Here is a 20,170-nt window from a genome sequence, read left to right on the forward strand (position 1 = left end):
GCCGAACACTAAAATAGCATTCAACGACTTTTAAGAACTTTTAAGATTAATTCAACTGATTATAACTAATACAACTAGCGATAATCACAACTAGCGATAATCACAACTAGCGAAGTGGCTTCACGAGTGGGAACGTAATCGTCTCGCGAATGGTTGCGCCCGTAAGAGCGATTAGCAAGCGATCAATACCCATTCCCATGCCGCCAGCAGGAGGCATACCGACGCCGAGAGCCTCAATGAAGTCCTCGTCAATATCCATTGCCTCAACGTCTCCAGCCAAAGCATCCTTAGCTTGAGCCACAAAGCGCTCGCGCTGCACAACAGGATCGTTAAGCTCGGAGTAGCCGGTTGCAAGCTCAAATCCGCGCACGTACAAATCCCACTTTTCAACCATTCCAGGCTTAGTGCGGTGACCCTTAACAAGAGGGCTAGTCTCCACTGGGAAGTCGCGCACAAACGTTGGCTCGTAAAGCTTATCCTCGTAGAAGTGCTCCCACAAGTGCTCAACCAACTTGCCGTGATTTTCCACGTCATCGCGCTCAACGCCAAGCTTGTCTGCAATCGCACCCAAATGCTCAACAGAAGTTTCCGGCGTAATCTCCTCGCCCAAAGCCTCAGAAAGCGAGCCGTACATGGTAATCTGCTTCCATTCGCCGCCAAAATCGTACTCTTCGCCGTTAAGCAAAGTCACCTTAGTGGAGCCGAAAGCGTCTACAGCAGCCTTCTGAATCAGCTCTTTAGTAAGAGCAGCAATCGTATCGTAAGTACCGTAAGCCTGGTAAGCCTCGAGCATTGTAAACTCTGGAGCGTGAGTTGCATCCACGCCTTCGTTTCTAAAATCGCGGTTGATTTCGAACACGCGCTCAATGCCACCAACCAAGCAACGCTTCAAGAAAAGCTCCGGAGCGATGCGCAAATAAAGATCAATGTCGAAAGCGTTCATATGAGTCGTGAATGGACGAGCTGCAGCACCGCCGTGAACCGTTTGCAACATTGGAGTTTCAACTTCCAAGAAGTCGTGGCTGTCAAATGTGCGACGAAGAGAAGCCACAGCGCGCGAACGTCTGCGAACCATATCGCGAATCTTCTCGTCTGCAATCATGCCAATATATGGCTTGCGCGTACGAGTATCGTCGCTTAATTCCTTGTGCAAAGCTGGAAGCGGCTGCAATGCTTTAGCTGCAATCGCCCACTCAGTTGCAAATACGGAAAGCTCGCCTGTCTTAGAGGAAATCACGCGACCGCGAACGTACAAGTGGTCGCCCAAATCCACCATCTGCTTGAAATTCTTAATGGATTCTTCGCCAATTTCCTTCTTGGAAACCATCGCCTGAATCGTAGTGCCGTCACCAGCAGAAAGCTTAACGAAGCACAATCCACCAGCATTACGCAAGAAAAGCACGCGACCTGCAATACCAACCTCGGTATCGGTTTCTTCGCCAGCTTCAAGCTTGCCATCGAACTGCTTACGAACCTGCTCGATAGTATCCGTAACGTTAAGGTGCACAGGATAAGGCTGCACGCCCTCCTTAAGCATCATCGCGCGCTTAGCAACGCGCATCTGTACCTGCTCCGGATGAGCCTGCGGACCAAACTCTTTATTACTTGGGTCGATTGCTTCATCCAGAGTTGCGCCTTCGTTTACGCGCTTGGCGATCGCCTCGTCTTGCGCGAGTAGCATTTCGGCATGCTCAACAGTGTCAATTTCATTGACGGTATCTGTTGCTTCGTTTTCTGCGGCATTTTGCGCGGCAGACATTGCAGTATTGGTGTCAGTCATAAACGCTAATTGTAACCAGTAGGGAATACAGGTTTTATACGCGACTTTCGTATATGAGACTTTCTTATATAACAAGACTTTTTATACGCGACTTTCACACGCTTTAAAACAATTTGTATTAGCCAACCTGTAACATTACGGACGTTGCCGGAACTTTTATGCGCATTTTTACGCAAGTTTCAGCATCGGGCTGTAGCGCAGTTTGGTAGCGCGCTTCGTTCGGGACGAAGAGGCCGCGGGTTCAAATCCCGCCAGCCCGACTTTTGATTTTTGGCGTATTTATGCCGATTATTGCGATTATGCAGAACATGTCGCTTTACTGCTTATTCCTACTATGCGCTTACGAAAAATATGTCGCTTTGCCAATTGCTTTACCAATTTGCAGCTTTGCCAATTCGCCAATTTACCGATCTGCCAATTTGCCAATTTCGCTTATGCACTTATTCCGCCTATGCCACTTACGCGCAAGTTTTTCGTTACAAGACTGTAAAGTTAAAGTCGGTTTGGAGCGCAAAAGTAGCAGCAAAGGGGCTTTGATGGAGAACGCGACGCAATTTTATAGCGAGCTTGACGAAATGTTCGCAAATCACGCGAGCGCAGACGCAATCGAATCGTACCTTTTGCATAAACTTGCCGAATCGCAAGAAAAAACACTTAAAGCATTGCAACTATCTGTTTTAAACGAACTCATGGGCTTTTACCGTTCTCGAGGAGAATACGCGAAAAATCAGCCGATTATCAATCACGCTTTAAATCTTGCAAACGAAATGCAACTAGCTGGCAGTGAAGCCGGCACAACAACACTTATTAACGCTGCTACTAGCCTTCGCGCGGCCGGCAACTACGATCGCGCTGAAAAAATTTACACTCAGGCTCTTAGCGAATCCGCCACGACTCTTGGTGCCAAAAATCGCAAGCTCGCCGCGCTTCACAACAATCTTTCGATGCTTTACAGCGAAACCGGTCGCACGCATGATGCAATTGAGGAGCTTAATCAGGCGCTTGAAATTTTGCAAAATACAAGCACGGATCCTGAGCGCGATATCGATATTGCCGCTACGCACACGAATCTTGCGCTTGCGATGCTGCAGGAATGTTCACAGGAGTTACAACAAAAATGCTCGCAGGAGTGCCAACAAAAGTTCGTGCGGCCTAACGAAAACACAAACAGCAAATCTGCAACTCTTAACTCTGCTTTTGAACACGCTTCAACCAGCGTTCGAATGTATATCGCGGGAAATAACGAAAATCAGCCGCATTACGCTTCTGCTTTGGCTGGTTTTGCGCAGGTTCAGTGCGCGCGCGGCGAGTATTCCGATGCTGTAAAAGCATACAGTAAGGCTCTAGATTTAATAGCAGAATGCTACGGAAAAGATAGCGAATCATATACGATTACGTTGGAAAATTTGCAGCAAACGCGCGAGTTAGCAGAAAACGTTACGGAAACATCCGAAAAAGTGTCTGCAATCCAACAAATAGAAAACCAACACATAACAGCCAGGAACACAGCAAGTCAATCCTCGCCCACTCCACACATAAAAAACGGCATGCAATTATCGCAATCATATTGGCAAACTTACGGAAAGCCGTTACTTGATCAGCCAAAATTTGCGAAATACAAAAATCGCATTGCAGCCGGATTAGTTGGTCACGGATCGGAATGTTACGGTTTTGACGACGAGATTTCGCGCGACCACGATTTTGGACCAGGCTTTTGCTTATGGCTTACTGACGAAGATTACGCGGAAATTGGCGCGGATTTGCAGGCTGCTTACGACGTACTTCCTCAGAGATACGCCGGTTTTGGCTCTCGCGAAGAAACTCCACGCGCAAAATCATGCGAAAGCAGCAAGCGAGTCGGAGTATTTAGCACAGCTAAGTTTTTCGAAAACATAACCGGCTTCCCTACTGCCCCAAGCCAAAACGAGCCGCATTTATGGCTGTCCTTAGACGAGTCAACGCTTGCAGCAGCAACGAATGGCAAAATTTTCGCGGACCCACTTGGAGAGTTCTCAAAGGCGCGCCAAAGCTTCAAACTCATGCCGGACGACGTGCGAATCTCACTAATCTCGCGCAGACTCGGCATGATTTCCCAAGCGGGCCAGTACAATTTCCCACGCATGATTGCGCGCAAAGACGCATCCGCAGCGTGGCTTTCTATAAACGAATTCGTGCGCGCGACCGCTTCAATCGTGTTTTTGCTAAATAACCCAATAAGTGCAGGATATTTGCCATATTATAAGTGGCAATTTGCAGCTTTACGCAAACTCAGCGCGCGCATGGCGTCTAGGCTTCCGGAAGTATGCGGCAAACTTGAGTCATTAATGCGACTTTCTTCCGCGGCGTGCTTTGGTGGCGACGGTTCCGGTGGAGACGGATTTGGCGAAGGCGGAAAAGGAGCCGGAATTGCGCAAAAACAAGTTACGCAAATAATTGCCAGCATTTGCGAAGATATTGTGCGAGAGTTGCAATATCAAGGATTGAGCGATTGCGGCGAAACTTTTTTGGAATGGCAGAGGCCGTACGTTGAAGCGCATATTCACTCGCGCGCAGCATGTTTGAGGAGCTTATGATGTGCGATTTATCAACAAATCTGCAAACGCAAAATCAGAAAGCGCAAAATCTTGCAAACGAAGAAAAGCTGCAAGCGCAAAATCTTGCGGAAGAAATCACTAAACTCGAGTGGGATCAGTTCCAGCTTACGGAAAACGAAGGCGGACGCGCAAATTGCCAAGGAAACTGGCCAACTTTCCACATTATGCGCATGAGTCAGTTTTTGGCATGGCCGCTTGATTTGCAGGAGTCTTATAAGCAAGATCTTGAGTGCGCGAATCAAATCGGCCGCAATTTGATAACAGAAAAATATGCGCGAATGATGGAGTCTACTGCCCCGGAAATTTTTGAGCGCACGATTAAGCCTTATATTAAGCCGATTTTGGAGCCTAGAAAAAGCGCTCAGGAGCAGATTATTTTAACGCAAGTTAAGTGGGCTTCAGATTTTCGCGATCGATACCCTAACTTAGGTCTTGCGATGCGAGTGCTTAAAACTAGCGAAGATACGGCAGAAAATACGTCTTTTGAAACGTATTTGCGAGGCGAATTAAGCACGTATTCTGACGCAACTTTCGCTAAATACCAGCGTTTTGTAGATAACTTGCGCGCAAAAAATCTGAATCTTACGCAAATGATTATTACGAATACCGTGCACATGTATGGCTATGACTCACTCGATTCGGCGGAGAGAGAACAACGACCCGCCTAAGCACATTGCCTGAGCCTAATAATTGCATAACACATTTCAAGCTCCTTCAAAATGCCTGACAGTTACAGCGACACAAACTACAGTATGTTGCTAACGTTATTTTAATTTGATACAATTTTAGGCAATCCCTCGAATAGCCACCCGCTGGTGTGCGTTTCTTTACATAACGTAATGAATAGAGGGGCTATAATTTTTCATCAACCTATCAAAAATTGGGTTATTCCAAAGAGAATTATCATTTTATAGATAATAAATGCTTATAAAAAAAACTTGCTTTTGTGCTTTATTATTATACAAATAACGCACAAAAACAAGTTACAAAAATCAAAGCTAAAAACCTAATCAAGCATAAGATTTATTAGTTCTGAGATAGCGGAAATAACATCTTCAAAATTTACACTTTTCGCGTACTGATGCTTCTTAGCGTATCTATTCCATCTATCGATTACAGCACTATCGCGTGAGATGCATTCAAGTATTTCACGTGCTTTTACCTTTGAAAAATACGTATTTCTATGCTTGCAAGTAAGCGACATAGCAACTTTTAATACACTAAAATCAATACTTTCATTAATTTGATGTACAAACTCACAATCGGCTAAATACGCAATAGCAACTCCACAATTCCCATTATTAGACACATTCAGCGAGTTCATAATTGCGTAAATATCGTAAAAGTCTTTGCTTCTTGTATTACTTTCTGCCTTAGAGAGAATAGTTTGCAATTTTTCAGCCAATACTGATTCAAGTGGATACATTTTCAAATCTATATCATCTCCAAGAACAGTAGAATATTTTCCCACTTTAACTTCTGGATACATTGGATCTCCAGTAGCTATATCAACCGAAAAAGGAAACCTAATTTTATCTAAATGCCCAGTTATATGAAAACGATATCCGCCATATTCATCTTCAGGCCTAATAGAATCAATAGAATCGTTGATTTCAAACCACACGCCATCATGATTTTCTTCATGAGCTGTAACACTTTTAATAACATTAAATAAATAAGAATCCTCCATTTTTAAACCATGAATCAAAAAATCAATATCTTGGGTTGATCTATTATTAATTCCAAGCACAAAACTCAGAAGCATTCCACCTTTCAAGACGAAATTATTTTTATACTCACTTTTTGCAAGCAACTTCAAAAACTCATCAAAGAAATATCTACTTAACAAAGTGTTGTAATCTAAGCTAAGTTCTTGCGACTTGTTACGCAAACGCTGCGTAACACTATCTCTAATTGCAATACTTTTATTACTACTGTTATTCATCGAGAATCTCCAAAATATCGTCAACTTGCCGAAGAATACCAAATTTTTTGGCATATTCGCGCAATCTATGTACATTTTTCTTAGGATTTCTCACATACGCACGCAAAGCCTTACCAAATATCTCTGAATCCTGACGCCTACGATTCCTAACCAAATCGCAGATAGTGCGCTCCATATCATAAACCATCACATAATTACCAATAACCGTACGCACTTGAGTGATACCAATTTTATACCATTCTTTTTTAATTTGATGCACTTCAACATCATTTTTTATGCGCCACGTGTTATATCCCTGACATACCGTAACTTCGTTTATAAACGGCATGCGATCTGTAAGATTATGCAAATACAAGGCAGTTTGGTAAGAACATATGCAAGCTTTATTACGAAGCTGGAAAAAATAAAGTTCATCATAATTATTTGAATTGCTATCGAAATACACGCCGCGCGCAACTCTTTCCAAATCATTATTTTTGACCATGCTAGTTAGATACCAAGAGTCAATTCCTGCGGAAGAAACTTCTTTTGCCGTGATAATACCGTTATTTTTCTTAACAATTCTTTTAATTTCACTAATATTTGTTCTCTTTTTATCCGACTTTACTTTCACCGTCACATACCAACCTATTAAAGAATTATCATTTTAGAGATAATAAACGCTTATAAAAAAAAACTTGCTTTTGTGCTTTATTATTATACAAATAACGCACAATTGCAAGTAAAAAATGTATCCAAAAATTGTATCTAAAGAATTGCAACTGAAGGATTACTAAGAATTACTAAAACTTACTATGACTTGCTAAGACTTACTAAGACTTACTAAAACTTGCTAAGATCTGCAAATAATATAAGACTTGCATAAAAGCGCTTATAAATCGGCTTCAGAACCAGTCAATTTACTTATTTGCAATACTAGTTAATTAACAAAATATGTAGATTAATTTTTTACACATAGTTCTAAAATACTTACGCTTTGCTGTTATTAGGCAGAGATTTGAGATTTTTCGCAGTGAACGAGGCGAGCCTCAGCGTCGCCAGATGGTGACTCGTCGAGAGAGCAAGAAAAATTGAAAAATCTCGGTGATTAACCGAAGATTAAAAGACTAAACATGCCAAGAGCTGTCGGAGTTTCTCTTAGAGCAATGTAAAAATCTTGCGATGAGAGATCTTTAGTACCACTTTTCATCGCGTTCGCAGTAACAGCTCAACGCTTCGCTGGCGAGGAAGTCCACTGGACTTCCTCTCTGTGCCAGCTCACTCATCGAAGGAGCTTAAAGTGCACTATGCTGCTTTAAGCTCGGTCGATTCGCAACTCAGCAACAGTACATAGGAAAATTATGACCTTGTATAAAAATCTTGTACCCCGTAAAAGCGCAATGCACAGGAATTAAAACTATTATTCCGCACCAAAAATTGTCTTAGCAAATCAATACAAACTTAGTACTCAATTTGCCAAAACCATTAAGGATGCTTACTAGTCGTTATTAGTCGCGCGAAATTCTACTTTCAACCCAATCGACTATGTACGGCGCGCACTCCTCAATCTGATTCATGGCAATTTCGAACTCTCGCGGCCCACCATACCACGGATCCGCCAAATCTAAAGTGGACTCGCATCCAGCAGAAGGCTTTGGCAACGAAGGATCAAACGAGCGATACATATGAACGAACGCGCGCTTTTGCGGAGGAAGCAGACGAACGAGCGAGCGCATATGAGAAGCCGTCATAGGCAAAAACAGGTTCGTTTCCGCAATCTCGTCCGCTTCAATTCGATGTGCAAAATGCGATACTGGAAGGTGGTATCCGCGTTTAGTTAATTCCCTTTGCGCGCGGCGATCAATCGGATTCCCATACTCCTCGTCGCTGACTCCACTGGAACGCACTGCAACGACGTCGCTTAATCCCCTAAGCGCAAACTCATTACGTAGCACGATTTCCGCCATTGGCGAGCGGCAAATATTCCCCGTGCAAACCGTCATAACAGTGTATGGGTGACGCGCGTCAACCTTGATTTTGCTTGATTCTTCAGTCATATTTCCTCGTTTACTTTGTGATTTAGTATGATCTAACGTCTTACTGTTACTGCGTGATTGAACTGCTTATTGCGTGATTTATCAGCTTACTTCATGATTGAACAGCTTACTGCGCAGGACTATATACCATGAACCGGTATCGTGCAGGATTGCTTTCGCTACCAACCTTCAGCGGCGCTTCCTGCCACTCGCCTTCTCGCGCAACGCACCATTTTCCGACATCCACAAGATTCTGAATATCGGGAGCAAACGTGTCTGCATCAACTTTCGCTTCGATTTGCGTTACATAAGCTGCGTCCGCGTGATAATTTGCAAGCATCTCGCGCAAAATCGCGGCTCCGCCGATAACCCAGATTGCGCGTCCATCTTTAGGCGCATCTTGAGATGCGCTTTCCTGATTTACATAATCTTCCCTATTTTCCAGATTTGCCTGATTTTCCAGCGCTTCCCTATTTTCCAGCCATTCTCGCGCGTAATCCAAAGCTGCGTCAATGCTAGTGAAACTACGCGCACCATCCGCCACAAAATCCGGATTTCGCGTAACAACAATATTTTCGCGCCCAGGCAGCGGACGGAATTTCGGCGGCATCGCATCCCACGTGCCTCGACCCATAATCACAGGGCAGCCGATTGTCATCGCCTTAAAATAGCGCAAATCCGGGGAAAGTCGCCACGGCATGCCACCGTTCACACCCATCGCACCGGACCTTCCGTCAGTTCCGTACGCTTGTCCCCAAATCAGACGCACAGGAAAATTATTCGACATACTAACGCCACTTTCTACTAACGCTATTTTCTACTAACGCATATAAAATCTAGCGAAATAACTCGCGCAAATCTCACCGCAACAAATCTCACCGCAACCGATCACACGCAATCAATCAAACGCAAATCTCACACAGCAACCGGCGCTTTAATCGTCGGATGATGCTTATAATCAACCACTTCAAAATCGCTGTAATCGTAGTCAAAAATCGAATCTGCCTTACGAATCTTAAGCTGCGGATACGGGTATGGTTCGCGCGAAAGCTGCTCGAGCACCTGCTCAACGTGATTGTCGTAAATATGGCAATCGCCGCCAGTCCACACAAACTCACCCGGTTCAAGTCCTGCCTGCTGAGCCATCATCATCGTCAAAAGCGAGTAAGACGCAATGTTAAACGGCACGCCGAGGAACATATCGCAAGAACGCTGGTAAAGCTGGCACGAGAGCTTGCCGTCGGCCACATAGAATTGGAAAAGCGAATGGCAAGGCGGCAAGGCCATGTTTTCAACTTCCGCAGGATTCCAAGCGCTAACAATCATTCGACGAGAATCTGGATGATTCTTCATAAGGTCCAGCACGTTCGCGATTTGATCGATTGTGCGATTTGGATTTTCCTCTGTCGGCGCCGGCCAACTCCTCCATTGCACGCCGTAAACAGGGCCTAAATCGCCATTTTCATCCGCCCACTCGTCCCAGATATGAACGCCATTTTCTTGCAACCAGCGCACATTGCTCGAGCCTTTAAGGAACCAAAGCAACTCGTACGCGAGTCCTTTGAAAAACACGGTTTTCGTGGTGATAAGCGGGAAGTATTTGCTAATATCGAAGCGGATTTGCTGGCCGAAAAGCGAAATTGTACCTGTGCCAGTGCGATCTGATTTTAGAGTGCCTTCCGTAAGGATTTTTCGCACTAAATCCTCGTAAGGAGTAGGAATATTAGACGCTGGTTTTTGTGGTACGCGCGCGCGAATTGCCGCAAGTTCTTCTTCTGTTAAAGCCATACTGCCATGTTAACAAAGCGACAATAAATTTAAAGAATCGCGCTCGTAAAACATATGTCTACCGCGCAAAACGCTATCTTCACTTCGACAATCTAGCGTTACGCATCGTAACAGCTCCCCCAACTTTGTTTACTTCTCCCCGACTTTGTTTACCAACACGCACTCGAAGTACACAAAACCAAGAACCCTCCCCCAACTTTGTTTACCAACACGCACTCGAAGTACACAAAACCAAGAACCCTCCCCCAACTTTGTTTACTTCTCCCCGACTTTGTTTACCAACACGCACTCGAAGTACACAAAACCAAGAACCCTCCCCCAACTTTGTTTACCAACACACCACATAAGTAAACAAAAGTAAGCGCGACGACCTGCTTGAGCGCTGCGATATAGCGCGCGAAGGCAACTCGGAGCGCCGAGCTTGCTCAAAGTTGAAAGTCCAGTGGACTTTCAACGCAAGCGAGGTCTGCCTTCGTCAACAAAAACGAAGGCAGGGTGATTTATTTGATATCACATTGCGAGTTTCGTAAGCGAGCGCGTAATCCGCGCGAACGCCAACTGCACCAGCGTCCCAAAACAAGCAAAATCAGACACTCGCGCAGAACGACGACTGCATTATCACGACGACCGAAAGCATAGTTACGATCCTTACGATAACATGAAAAATACGATTACAGCAAAGGAGCAAAGCAAAATGTCTAGAAGATTATGCGTGGAGCGCAAAGATGACGGCACTTGGGAGGCTTCAAGCGACGACGGCGCGCGATTGTCTTTCGGAAAAGGCGAAGGAATGTTCACGCCCGTTGAACTAATGCAAATAGCGTTAGCAGGATGCACAGCCCTAAGTAGCCAGTACGCAATAGAGCATTCTCTTGGCGAATCCGCCAGCGCACGCGTCGTTGTAAGCGGAAGATACGACCCAGAAGAAGGAACTTACACGCAGTTTAACGAAGATGTTACCGTTGACGCGACTTCTGCCAATCCCCCTCTTAGCGATGAAGCTACTTCTGAACTGAAAGCACGTATGGAACGCCATATAAGCAAAGGTTGCACTGTGAAGCACACTCTTGAATCAGCCGCGCCGGTTCGAGTTATGGTGACTATTCGCAGATAAAGCGTAAAAGCGCCAACCCTAAACCAACAACCCCAAGCCAACAACACCCTAACGCAAACACCACAACAGCCCCAAACAAACCAACAACACCCAACACATCGCGTGGACTATTCCAAAAAACATAATATACTGTATATGTTGTTTATGTACTGGGAGGAAATTTTGAAAATAGCTATTTTTACGGAAACTTATCCACCATACATAAATGGCGTCGCAACCCAATCGTACATGCTGAAAAAAATGTACGAGGAAATGGGTCACGAAGTATTAGTAGTGACAGTTGGATCCGAAAAGCAGTATAAAACAAAGCTCGTTGATGGAGTTGTTTACGTACCTGGGTTCATGCTTAAAAAGCTTTACAAGTATCGCGTGGCAATACCTATCGGCTATATGCGTAAGAAATTCCCTATTAATTTCAAGCCGGATGTGATTCATATTCAAAACGAGTTTGGCATTGGCGAAATCGGCTTGGAGGTTGCCAAAAAAGAGCATATTCCTGTTATTTATACTCTTCACACGGAATACGATAAGTTCTTGTTCTACATCGGCCTTAAGCATTTTACAGAATTCTCTCGCAATATTTCTTCCAAATATTTTATGCGTTTTTCGAAAAATGCCACAATTATTACGAGTATGTCTGCTAAGGCTCAAGCGTATATCGATCGCCAAAAGGTGAATAAAAAGGTTATTGTTTTAAGCAATGCCGTGGAATATAAGAAGTTCTTGCCAACTCCTGAGCGACTTGCTTTTAGAGAAGAATTCCGTAAAAAATACGAAATTTCAGATTCAACTAAATCTTTTGTGTTTGTTGGCAGAATAGGCGCGGAGAAGAATATTCGCGAGCTTATAGATAACTTTATTTATTGCGATTTTCCTCGGGAAAAAGCACGCTTGTTTGTGATTGGCGGCGGACCGGATTTGGAAGATTTACGCAAACACGTTTCCGAAGAAGGATTTGACGATAGAATTTATCTTCTAGGACCTATTTCGCACACTGAAATTCCGAAATATTTGCATGCGATGGACTACTACACTACTGCGTCTCTTTCTGAAATGCATTCGCTTTCTATGCTTGAGGCGATGGCTTCTGGATTGTTTGCTCTAGTTAAGCACGATAAGCCTAATGAGGATCAGATTATTAGCGGACAGAACGGCTATCAGTGGGATACTCGCGAAGATTTCAAGGCTGTTTTTAGCAAAGTTTTAAATATGAGCGATTCTGAGCAGGCACAGCTTAAGGCTAATGTTCTTGAGTATTCGAAGAATAATGATTTTAAGACGCAGGCGCAAGAATTAATTAAGATTTATAAGCGCGCTATTGAGATGAATAAAGAACAGCTTGCTGAAAAGAAAGCTAAGCGTGATGCTAGACGAGCGCGTTTTATGCTAAAAAAGAGCGATAATAACGAGTAGCGATAGTAACGAGTAGAATTCGAGTAAAAACAAATAAAAGTATCGCTAAGATAAAAGAAAATAGCGCTAAATAGCTTTATAAATAGCCATAATAGCGCTAAATATCTTTTAACACATTCGCATACGAGTGCCGTTCACCAATAACAGCACTCACGCACTTAGTGTAACGCCTAGTGCAGCGGATCGATTGTCTTCTCAATCTCCTTGGCCGCTTCTGCACCAGCTTTCGGCACTTCCACCTCGTGAACTCCGTTAATATCGTCTACAGGAATCGACTTAGTGTTGATAGCAGATTCTTTCGCAGCATCCGACTCAACGTATTTGCGTGGAACAACGTACACAGGCCTGGAGGAATGCTGAAGCAATCCTTGGCTTATAGAACCAAGCAATAGTCCTGTAAATCCGCCACGACCGCGAGATCCCACTACAACAAGGTCATGCGTCAAACTCGCTTGTGTTAAAGCCGTAACTGCAGATCCTGGAACAACTGAGCAATTAATACGCAAATCCGGATTTTTATCCAAAATTGGCTTCACACGAGACTGCAAATCGTCCATATACGATCCCATAACTGCAGTATCCCCCTCCGCGCCTTGCACGCTAGGAACCGCAGAAATGACGTCTAACTCAGCATTCCAGCTGTACGCCAAATCGGAAGCAATCTCCAAAGCTTTCAAGCCCCACTTAGATTCATCCGACCCGACCGCAATCTTTTCAATCGTATTATTCAAATGAATACGCTGGCCGTCATCGTCAGTATACGGAACTACAACTATTGGGCAATACGCGTATGCAGGAAGCGAAGAGCTAGTCGTGCCGAGCAATCTTTCAGCAAGACCGCCCTTTCCGCGATTTCCAATCACGATAAGCTTATAATTCCTGGAAAGCTCAATAAATACTGAAGAAGGATCGCCTGTAACTATAAGCGTTGTGGCATCCACGCCTTGTTCTTTAGCAACTGCTTTTGCTTTCGAAAGTATTTCTTGAGCATCGCGATGAGCTAAATTGTCGTCTCCTATAGCGGAATATGTTGCGTCAAATGAAACCGCGGCATAGCTTGGCAAGGAGTATGCGCATACGATTTGCAATTGCAATCCAGCGTGTTTAGCGTAATTCGCCGCCCACCAAGCGGCTTTATAGCTTGCATGAGAACCATCGACACCAACAAGAACAGCTTTATCGTTCATAATTCACCCTCCAAACTTCATAGCACAACAGCACCGTTTTGCTTAATTTTATTACTTAGAATAAGAATAGCGCGTTTCTATCTAAGCCGCCATCTCGACACAAAAATATTGGATACGCGACGACCTGCCTGAGCGCAGCATTTCGCGTGTTGGTAAACAAAATCAGGGAAGGATTCTTGGTTTTGTTTACTTATGCGGTGTGTAAGTAAACAAATTAGGGGCGCGACGACCTGCCTGAGCACTGCGATATAGCGTGCGAAGGCAACTCGGAGCGCCGAGCTTGCTCAAAGTTGAAAGCACAGTGCGCTTTCAACGCAAGCGAGGTCTGCCTGAGTCAGTAAAGACGAAGGCAGGGTGATTTATTTGGTATTGCATTGCGAGTTTCGTAAGCGAGCTAACTAGCGAGCTTCTTCTTGATTTCGTGGACTTATGGGGCGTGTTGGTAAACAAAATCGGGGTAGAGTTCTTGGTTTTGTTTACTTATGCGGTGTGTAAGTAAACAAATTAGGGGCGCGACGACCTGCCTGAGCACTGCGATATAGCGTGCGAAGGCAACTCGGAGCGCCGAGCTTGCTCAAAGTTGAAAGCACAGTGCGCTTTCAACGCAAGCGAGGTCTGCCTGAGTCAGTAAAGACGAAGGCAGGGTGATTTATTTGGTATTGCATTGCGAGTTTCGTAAGCGAGCTAACTAACGAGCTTCTTCTTGGTTTTGTTTACTTAGAGTATACAAAGTCTAGAAAATACGGCGAATAGAATAAGGTGCCGTAAAAACATACCTGATTGGGCTATATTGCGTGCCGCCGTTTTGAGCATTAACGACCATTCCATTGCCGACGTAGATCGCCGCATGCTGGCCGTTTGCAATAATATCCCCCGGATGAGCTTCTGCAAGACTTGGAACAGCCCTTCCAACTCCGGCTTGCGCGCCCGAAGTACGCGGAAGACTCACGCCCATCTGACCGTAAACGTATACAACGAATCCAGAGCAATCCCAACCAGCAGGAGTGGTTCCTCCCCAAACGTATGGCACTTTGCCAACGAATTGAGCCGCAAAATTCAACAATCCATCGACTGAATTCTCATTTGGAGGCGTAACTGTAAAGGTTTGATTTGCATCAAAACCGCCACGAGAAGCATCACGGCTAACAGTGGCATTATAACCATTTTGAGCATCTCTTAAATGCCTACGAATAAGCTCTTGACGGCGTTCAGCGGCGCTTTTAGTCTGAGGCACATTTAAAGTCTCGATGCCGCCCCATTTTGAGTTAGCGTCCACGTCTGTGTAAACAGCTTCTGTAAACAAATCACGCTTTACGCTTGTAACCTTTGGGAATGAGCGCGTAGCTGTAATAGCAGAATTGTTATTATTTGCAGCAATAGCGGTGATTGGAATCATGGCAAGAGAAAGCGCGCCAGCAACAACCGCGGCGAAAATACGTGAATAGAAGCTATTTTTTACCATCAAACGAAGGATACCACACGCTTTATACATGTTATACATGATTTTTTATAAAGATATTTGGCGCGACAAAGTATAAAACGAATACGCAAAAATCAGATTATTTCGCAAAAACCAGCAGCAGTTAAACCTATCATCAGCAGTCAAACCTACCAGCAACAGTTAAACTTACCAGCAACGAATCAGCAACGAATCAGCAACAGATAAATTTATCAGTAATGAATAAACTTAAAATTCTTAAGATCCTTAGCTGCAAACTTGCGCGAAATAGTGCGCCCGTTTAATTCAACACTGCATTCGGAAGTCTCAATAGAACCATCAGGGTTAATTTTTTCAACAATCGCCACGTGACCATACACAATATTGGAACCGGCCTGGCCAGGGGCAAATACCATAATATCGCCCTTATGTCGAGCGGAATTATCAACCCAATACCCAAGTCGACTTGCCGAATAAGCCCACATAGCACCATCGCCCATGCGCGAGCCAACCGGCAAACCTAATTGGTGACGACGGATATAAACCCACCACGTGCATTGACTGAACTCATAAGCATTGCCAACGTCTCCGCTGTCATGATTAGGATTAAAACCTTTAGGCAATTTGCCTGCATCATCATCCATAAACAAAGCGACTTGCGGATTACGCGCAATAGATCGAGACAACTCAGAAACATCGAAATCGTCTGTAGAATCAAGATTCCACTTGGATTGGTGTGAGGATGCCGTAGAAAGACTTTCGACAGCGACTGCATGCTTGTCGGCATTAGAATTCGGATTTTGATAATTATTATTCAACGCCGAGCGATCATAAGAACGCGAAACTGCAACAGGATCCGAATATTTACTTGCATTTGCATTCGAAGCATTCGAAGCATTTTCAGCGTTGTTCTCATATGTCGAATTTAAATCTTGCGATTTTGCGAAAGAGCTATATGACGAATCGTTGGCGTACATAATAGCAACAACAGAAGCAAACATCGCGGCTACGGTCGCAGAAACCACTAGTCTTTTATGACGAACAGAAGCAAGATGAGCTAAACGAATTTCTCGACGAGTAAGCGGAAAAGCGCCCTGAATTTCACTAGCTACAGAACTAGCTAAAGCACCAACAGCACTACCACCAACAGCACTACCATCTACAGAGCCAACAGCAGAACGTGACTTTCCATGAGAGCCAGTACTAGTGGCAAAAAGCGACAACAGCGAATCATTTTGCCGTTTAGCTTTCTTAGCACCATGCGCAGCATGTCTCATAGACCAACCACTCCTGACAATCCGTTAAAACTAGGAACTGTAAAGGTGTAAAAACACCATATACGAATCTCTCCAATACGCAAGAATACAACGTGCCTCGGATGACTATACACGCCTGATTTTATAGGCAAAAACATAAGACTTTGGCACGATGTATCATGATTTTCATGAAGATTGCACCTATTATTAATCCAGATGCGCGCAAAGATACACCGAAAGCTTTACGCGTAGATTTGCGGAAGGCATTTTCTGTAGGTACGATTATCTGGCTTGTTTTGTCTATTTTGACTGCAATTTTCACTTTTTTGCATATCTGCGAATTATTCACAGCGCTTATTTGCTTTATGGGATTTCTAGTAGGCATAGCTTTGCTTATTTGGGAGCATTTCGACAGATGGGATTATCGCCGCTTAGGAAAATAACCCACAAGCACAACCCCACCAAGCAAACACAGCAGCACGAACATAGCAACACATAAAAGCAGCACGAACACAGCATCACAAATGTGTAAAAAACGTAAATATTTTCATTATTCTGAAAAATATCGCATTTTCTAAAAATATTGTGCAAAAATAATAAGTATGCCTCTTGAAGCCACGATAATACTCATGGTGATTGTATTTGCACTTGTATGTGCTCCGTTCGTCATCATGATTATTTCGCGTGCCTTAAAACGGCACCATATGAGCGAAACAGTGTCAGCGCGAACAGGCGATTGCGTTCATTACGCCTTTATATTAAATCCTTCTAAACCACAAGCTGAACAATACAGAGCGACCATTAAAGCGTATTGCAAATCGCATAAATTACAATACGAAATCATCGACACCTTGCTAAATAAAGACGGCAGAGCGTGCGCATTAGAAGCACTTAAACACGGCGCAGACGTTGTCGTGGCAGTTGGCGGAGATGGCACTGTTAGAACGGTAGCGAGCGCTATGTCTGGCACCGAACACGCAATGGGCATAATCCCAATTGGTACAGGTAATTTGTTCGCAAGGAATATGGGTATACCTGTTGATAACGCTTATGCAGCTCTTGCTGTTGCTACTTCGCATGGATCGCAGCGCGTGGATATGGGGCGCGTAACTATTTTGGATAAGCCTTATGAAGATCATGGTCATGCGTTCCTAATTATTGCAGGTATGGGATTTGACGCATTGATGATCGACGACACAAATCCTAAATTAAAGAAAAATATAAGTTGGCTGGCATATTTCGAATCTGGTATTAGACATCTTTTCGCGCCAAAATATCACGCTAAAATAATTTTTACTCAGGAAGATAATTCTAAGCGCGTTATAAACGATGTTACTTTCCGTACTTTTATGACTGGCAATTGCGGCCAAATACCTATGTTTTCGCTTATGCCTGAAGCTAATTATCACGATGGACTTCTTGATTTTGAGATTATTGACACAACTGGCGGAATAATTGGATGGGCAAATTTGTTTGGTGATGTTATTCATCAAACTGTTACAGGTAAAGCTCAGCAAAGTCCGCTTTCAACTAATTCAATGATTGATCAATCGCAAGGATTGTCTGCAGAAGTATTTCTAACGCGTCAGGCTCCAGTACAAGCGGATGGAGATATTTTGGGATACACTAAGCATGTGCGTTTCACCGTTGAAAAACAAGCATTATGCGTGCGCGTTCCTGAAAGTTTAGAGTCTTCTTTGACTCAAAATACCACCGACTTACGTTAAAATACCACCACCGTGGCAAAATAAAAAATTATGGTAGCAAAAAATGCGGGAATGCCCGCCACCCCAGAAGATCTAGTCGACGTCGACGCTTTGGTTGGCGCTTACTATGATGAAGTTCCAAATTCCAACATTCCAGAACAGCGCGTGATTTTCGGCACGTCCGGTCACCGTGGTTCTGCTTTGAAAACTTCGTTTAACGAAGCTCATATTGTGGCTATTACGCAAGCTATTGCTGAATATCGCAAGAAAGCTGGCGTAACTGGCCCTCTTTATATTGGTCGCGATACGCACGCTCTTTCTGAGCCTGCTCAAAAAACCGCTATTGAGGTTTTGGTTGCTAACGGAGTTCACGTTCGCGTGGATTCTCGCGGCGATTTCGTACCAACTCCTGTTGTTTCTCAGGCTATTTTGACTCATAATCGCGCAGCCGACGGCACTCAGCGTTTTAGCGGAGATGGCTTGGCTGATGGTATTGTCGTCACTCCTTCGCACAATCCTCCAACCGACGGTGGTTTTAAGTACGATCCTGTAACAGGCGGTCCTGCACCTGCAGAAGTAACTAATGCTATTGCAAACCGCGCAAACGAATTGCTCGACAATTACAAGTCAGTTAAGCGCGTGCCTTTCGAGGAAGCAATCAAGTCTGATTTGGTTGAAGGTTTCGATTACCGCGAACACTACGTTAGCGATTTAGCAAACGTTATTGATTTCGATGTGATTCGTTCCAGCGGCGTGCGTTTGGGAATTGACCCACTCGGCGGCGCAAGCGTAAACTACTGGCCACTTATGAACGAAAAGTATGGCTTGAACATTGGCGTTGTGCGTCCAGAAGTTGACCCAACTTGGCGATTCATGACTATTGACCACGATGGCAAGATTCGCATGGATCCAAGCTCCCCTTACGCAATGAAGGGCTTAGTTGATCAGCTTAACGCTGGCGCTTGGGATAAGTACGATTTGGTTGGCGGCACCGATCCAGATGCTGACCGTCACGGTATTGTGTGCCCGAACTGGGGCGTTATGAACCCGAACCACTACATTGCAGTGTGCGTGGAGTACTTGTTCGGCGGCGCTCGCCCGGATTGGCCAAAGAATACTGCTATTGGTAAGACGCTCGTGTCTTCTTCTTTGATTGACCGCGTGGCTGCTTCTATTAACGCAAAGCTTGTGGAAGTTCCTGTTGGTTTCAAGTGGTTCGTTGACCCACTCTTTAGCGGCGAAGTTGCTTTCGGCGGCGAGGAAAGCTCCGGCATGAGCTTCTTGCGCAAGGATGGCCGCGTGTGGACCACCGATAAGGATGGTTTGATTCCTGATTTGCTTGCTGCGGAAATTACTGCGAAGACTGGTAAGAACCCTGCTCAGCTTCATCAGGATCAGGTTGCTCGCTTTGGCGAAAGCTGGTATAAGCGTGTCGACACGCCGACAACTCTTGAGCAAAAGCAGAAGTTTGCAGCTTTGAGTGGTGACGACGTTGAAGCAACTAAACTTGCTGGCGAAGATATTACTGCAAAGCTCACTGAAGCCCCTGGAAATGGCGCGAAAATTGGCGGTTTGAAGGTGACGACTAAGAACAATTGGTTCGCTGCTCGCCCATCTGGTACCGAAAATATTTACAAGGTTTACGCTGAGTCATTCGTTTCTCCAGAAGCACTTGACAAGGTTCTTGAGGAAGCTACTGCTGTAGTTGACAAGGCTTTGTTGTAGAATGTAAGCGTATACGTCAAAAACGTTACAACAACGTGTCAAAATGTATAAAACTTGCGTTAAGATGAGAAATCATTTTAGCGCAAGTTTTATTTTTACGCTCTGAAATCTGTTTAATCTGTATTTTGCTGTGTATTTGGCTATATTTGGCTGATTGACGATATTTTTGAGAATTAACCCGTATTCCGTCACACTTAAGCTCTTCACGC

At 44.4% G+C, this 20,170-nt stretch carries 16 protein-coding genes and 1 tRNA gene; 8 read left to right on the plus strand and 9 right to left on the minus strand.

The annotated features are described in order from the left end of the window. Nucleotides 1-106: 106 nt before the first annotated feature. Nucleotides 107-1,759 carry a lysine--tRNA ligase gene (gene lysS / locus HXT51_RS02710; protein WP_374703772.1) on the minus strand — a complete coding sequence of 551 codons (1,653 nt, stop codon included), beginning with the start codon at nt 1,757-1,759 and terminating at the stop codon, nt 107-109. 207 nt (nt 1,760-1,966) lie between these two features. On the opposite strand from lysS, the gene HXT51_RS02715 reads away from it, so the two are divergent. The 3 genes from HXT51_RS02715 (at nt 1,967) to HXT51_RS02725 (ending at nt 5,042) form a co-directional block, all read left to right on the plus strand. Next, nucleotides 1,967-2,040: transfer RNA gene (locus tag HXT51_RS02715), tRNA-Pro, on the plus strand. A 276-nt stretch (nt 2,041-2,316) separates the two neighbouring features. Further along, on the plus strand, nt 2,317-4,353 hold the full coding sequence (locus HXT51_RS02720; protein ID WP_421776725.1) for a DUF4037 domain-containing protein: 2,037 nt from the start codon (nt 2,317-2,319) through the stop codon (nt 4,351-4,353). After that, the gene (locus tag HXT51_RS02725) at nt 4,350-5,042 is read left to right on the plus strand and encodes a DUF4125 family protein (RefSeq protein ID WP_421776804.1); all 693 of its coding nucleotides are present in this window, start codon (nt 4,350-4,352) and stop codon (nt 5,040-5,042) included. The genes HXT51_RS02720 and HXT51_RS02725 overlap by 4 nt, the downstream gene beginning before the upstream one ends. Before the next feature lie 338 nt (nt 5,043-5,380). Here HXT51_RS02725 and HXT51_RS02730 read toward each other — a convergent pair whose 3' ends face one another. The 5 genes from HXT51_RS02730 to HXT51_RS02750 form a co-directional block, all read right to left on the minus strand. Further along, nucleotides 5,381-6,319: a nucleotidyl transferase AbiEii/AbiGii toxin family protein gene (locus tag HXT51_RS02730; RefSeq protein ID WP_421776726.1), complete on the minus strand. Its 939-nt coding sequence runs from the start codon at nt 6,317-6,319 to the stop codon at nt 5,381-5,383. After that, nucleotides 6,312-6,938, minus strand: a complete 627-nt coding sequence (locus HXT51_RS02735) for a type IV toxin-antitoxin system AbiEi family antitoxin domain-containing protein (RefSeq protein ID WP_103084896.1) — start codon at nt 6,936-6,938, stop codon at nt 6,312-6,314. Before HXT51_RS02735 ends, HXT51_RS02730 begins: the two co-directional genes overlap by 8 nt. A gap of 868 nt (nt 6,939-7,806) precedes the next feature. Continuing rightward, a complete protein-coding gene (locus HXT51_RS02740; protein WP_415706301.1) occupies nt 7,807-8,355 on the minus strand; it encodes a low molecular weight protein-tyrosine-phosphatase in 549 nt (182 codons plus the stop codon). Nucleotides 8,356-8,461: 106 nt separating this feature from the next. Further along, nucleotides 8,462-9,121 (minus strand): dihydrofolate reductase, encoded by a 660-nt coding sequence (locus HXT51_RS02745; RefSeq protein ID WP_421776727.1) that lies wholly within the window; start codon nt 9,119-9,121, stop codon nt 8,462-8,464. 128 nt (nt 9,122-9,249) lie between these two features. Then, nucleotides 9,250-10,122, minus strand: coding sequence for a thymidylate synthase (locus HXT51_RS02750; RefSeq protein WP_415706305.1), 873 nt, complete (start codon nt 10,120-10,122; stop codon nt 9,250-9,252). A gap of 694 nt (nt 10,123-10,816) precedes the next feature. On the opposite strand from HXT51_RS02750, the gene HXT51_RS02755 reads away from it, so the two are divergent. After that, a complete protein-coding gene (locus HXT51_RS02755; RefSeq protein WP_103084892.1) occupies nt 10,817-11,236 on the plus strand; it encodes an OsmC family protein in 420 nt (139 codons plus the stop codon). Nucleotides 11,237-11,398: 162 nt separating this feature from the next. After that, nucleotides 11,399-12,649, plus strand: coding sequence for a glycosyltransferase (locus tag HXT51_RS02760; protein WP_103084912.1), 1,251 nt, complete (start codon nt 11,399-11,401; stop codon nt 12,647-12,649). Between the two features lie 170 nt (nt 12,650-12,819). Here the strand turns inward: HXT51_RS02760 and HXT51_RS02765 are convergent, their stop codons facing one another. From HXT51_RS02765 to HXT51_RS02775, 3 genes are all read right to left on the minus strand, one after another. Next, nucleotides 12,820-13,839 (minus strand): universal stress protein, encoded by a 1,020-nt coding sequence (locus tag HXT51_RS02765; RefSeq protein WP_180978613.1) that lies wholly within the window; start codon nt 13,837-13,839, stop codon nt 12,820-12,822. Between the two features lie 730 nt (nt 13,840-14,569). Further along, complete coding sequence (locus tag HXT51_RS02770; RefSeq protein WP_421776728.1) at nt 14,570-15,298, minus strand: C40 family peptidase; 729 nt, start codon at nt 15,296-15,298, stop codon at nt 14,570-14,572. A 209-nt stretch (nt 15,299-15,507) separates the two neighbouring features. Beyond that, entirely contained in the window at nt 15,508-16,551 is a 1,044-nt protein-coding gene (locus tag HXT51_RS02775) for a CHAP domain-containing protein (RefSeq protein WP_421776729.1), read from the minus strand. 167 nt (nt 16,552-16,718) lie between these two features. Between HXT51_RS02775 and HXT51_RS02780 the strand changes: the two genes are divergently transcribed. From HXT51_RS02780 to pgm, 3 genes are all read left to right on the plus strand, one after another. Then, nucleotides 16,719-16,973, plus strand: coding sequence for a DUF2530 domain-containing protein (locus HXT51_RS02780; protein ID WP_415706357.1), 255 nt, complete (start codon nt 16,719-16,721; stop codon nt 16,971-16,973). 159 nt (nt 16,974-17,132) lie between these two features. Further along, nucleotides 17,133-18,257 carry a diacylglycerol/lipid kinase family protein gene (locus HXT51_RS02785; protein WP_421776730.1) on the plus strand — a complete coding sequence of 375 codons (1,125 nt, stop codon included), beginning with the start codon at nt 17,133-17,135 and terminating at the stop codon, nt 18,255-18,257. Nucleotides 18,258-18,287: 30 nt separating this feature from the next. Next, on the plus strand, nt 18,288-19,961 hold the full coding sequence (gene pgm, locus HXT51_RS02790) for a phosphoglucomutase (alpha-D-glucose-1,6-bisphosphate-dependent) (RefSeq protein ID WP_415706312.1): 1,674 nt from the start codon (nt 18,288-18,290) through the stop codon (nt 19,959-19,961). Nucleotides 19,962-20,170: the final 209 nt, after the last annotated feature.

The sequence above is a fragment of the Gardnerella sp. KA00255 genome (assembly GCF_049244095.1).
GTDB classification, from domain to species: domain Bacteria; phylum Actinomycetota; class Actinomycetes; order Actinomycetales; family Bifidobacteriaceae; genus Bifidobacterium; species Bifidobacterium vaginale_F.

Coding starts and splice junctions, on each gene's coding strand:
- lysS (WP_374703772.1), bottom strand. CDS start 1,759: ATGTCTGCCGCGCAAAATGCCGCAGAAAACGAAGCAACAGATACCGTC.
- HXT51_RS02720 (WP_421776725.1), top strand. CDS start 2,317: ATGGAGAACGCGACGCAATTTTATAGCGAGCTTGACGAAATGTTCGCA.
- HXT51_RS02725 (WP_421776804.1), top strand. CDS start 4,350: ATGATGTGCGATTTATCAACAAATCTGCAAACGCAAAATCAGAAAGCG.
- HXT51_RS02730 (WP_421776726.1), bottom strand. CDS start 6,319: ATGAATAACAGTAGTAATAAAAGTATTGCAATTAGAGATAGTGTTACG.
- HXT51_RS02740 (WP_415706301.1), bottom strand. CDS start 8,355: ATGACTGAAGAATCAAGCAAAATCAAGGTTGACGCGCGTCACCCATAC.
- HXT51_RS02745 (WP_421776727.1), bottom strand. CDS start 9,121: ATGTCGAATAATTTTCCTGTGCGTCTGATTTGGGGACAAGCGTACGGA.
- HXT51_RS02750 (WP_415706305.1), bottom strand. CDS start 10,122: ATGGCTTTAACAGAAGAAGAACTTGCGGCAATTCGCGCGCGCGTACCA.
- HXT51_RS02755 (WP_103084892.1), top strand. CDS start 10,817: ATGTCTAGAAGATTATGCGTGGAGCGCAAAGATGACGGCACTTGGGAG.
- HXT51_RS02770 (WP_421776728.1), bottom strand. CDS start 15,298: ATGGTAAAAAATAGCTTCTATTCACGTATTTTCGCCGCGGTTGTTGCT.
- HXT51_RS02775 (WP_421776729.1), bottom strand. CDS start 16,551: ATGAGACATGCTGCGCATGGTGCTAAGAAAGCTAAACGGCAAAATGAT.
- HXT51_RS02780 (WP_415706357.1), top strand. CDS start 16,719: ATGAAGATTGCACCTATTATTAATCCAGATGCGCGCAAAGATACACCG.
- HXT51_RS02785 (WP_421776730.1), top strand. CDS start 17,133: ATGCCTCTTGAAGCCACGATAATACTCATGGTGATTGTATTTGCACTT.
- pgm (WP_415706312.1), top strand. CDS start 18,288: ATGGTAGCAAAAAATGCGGGAATGCCCGCCACCCCAGAAGATCTAGTC.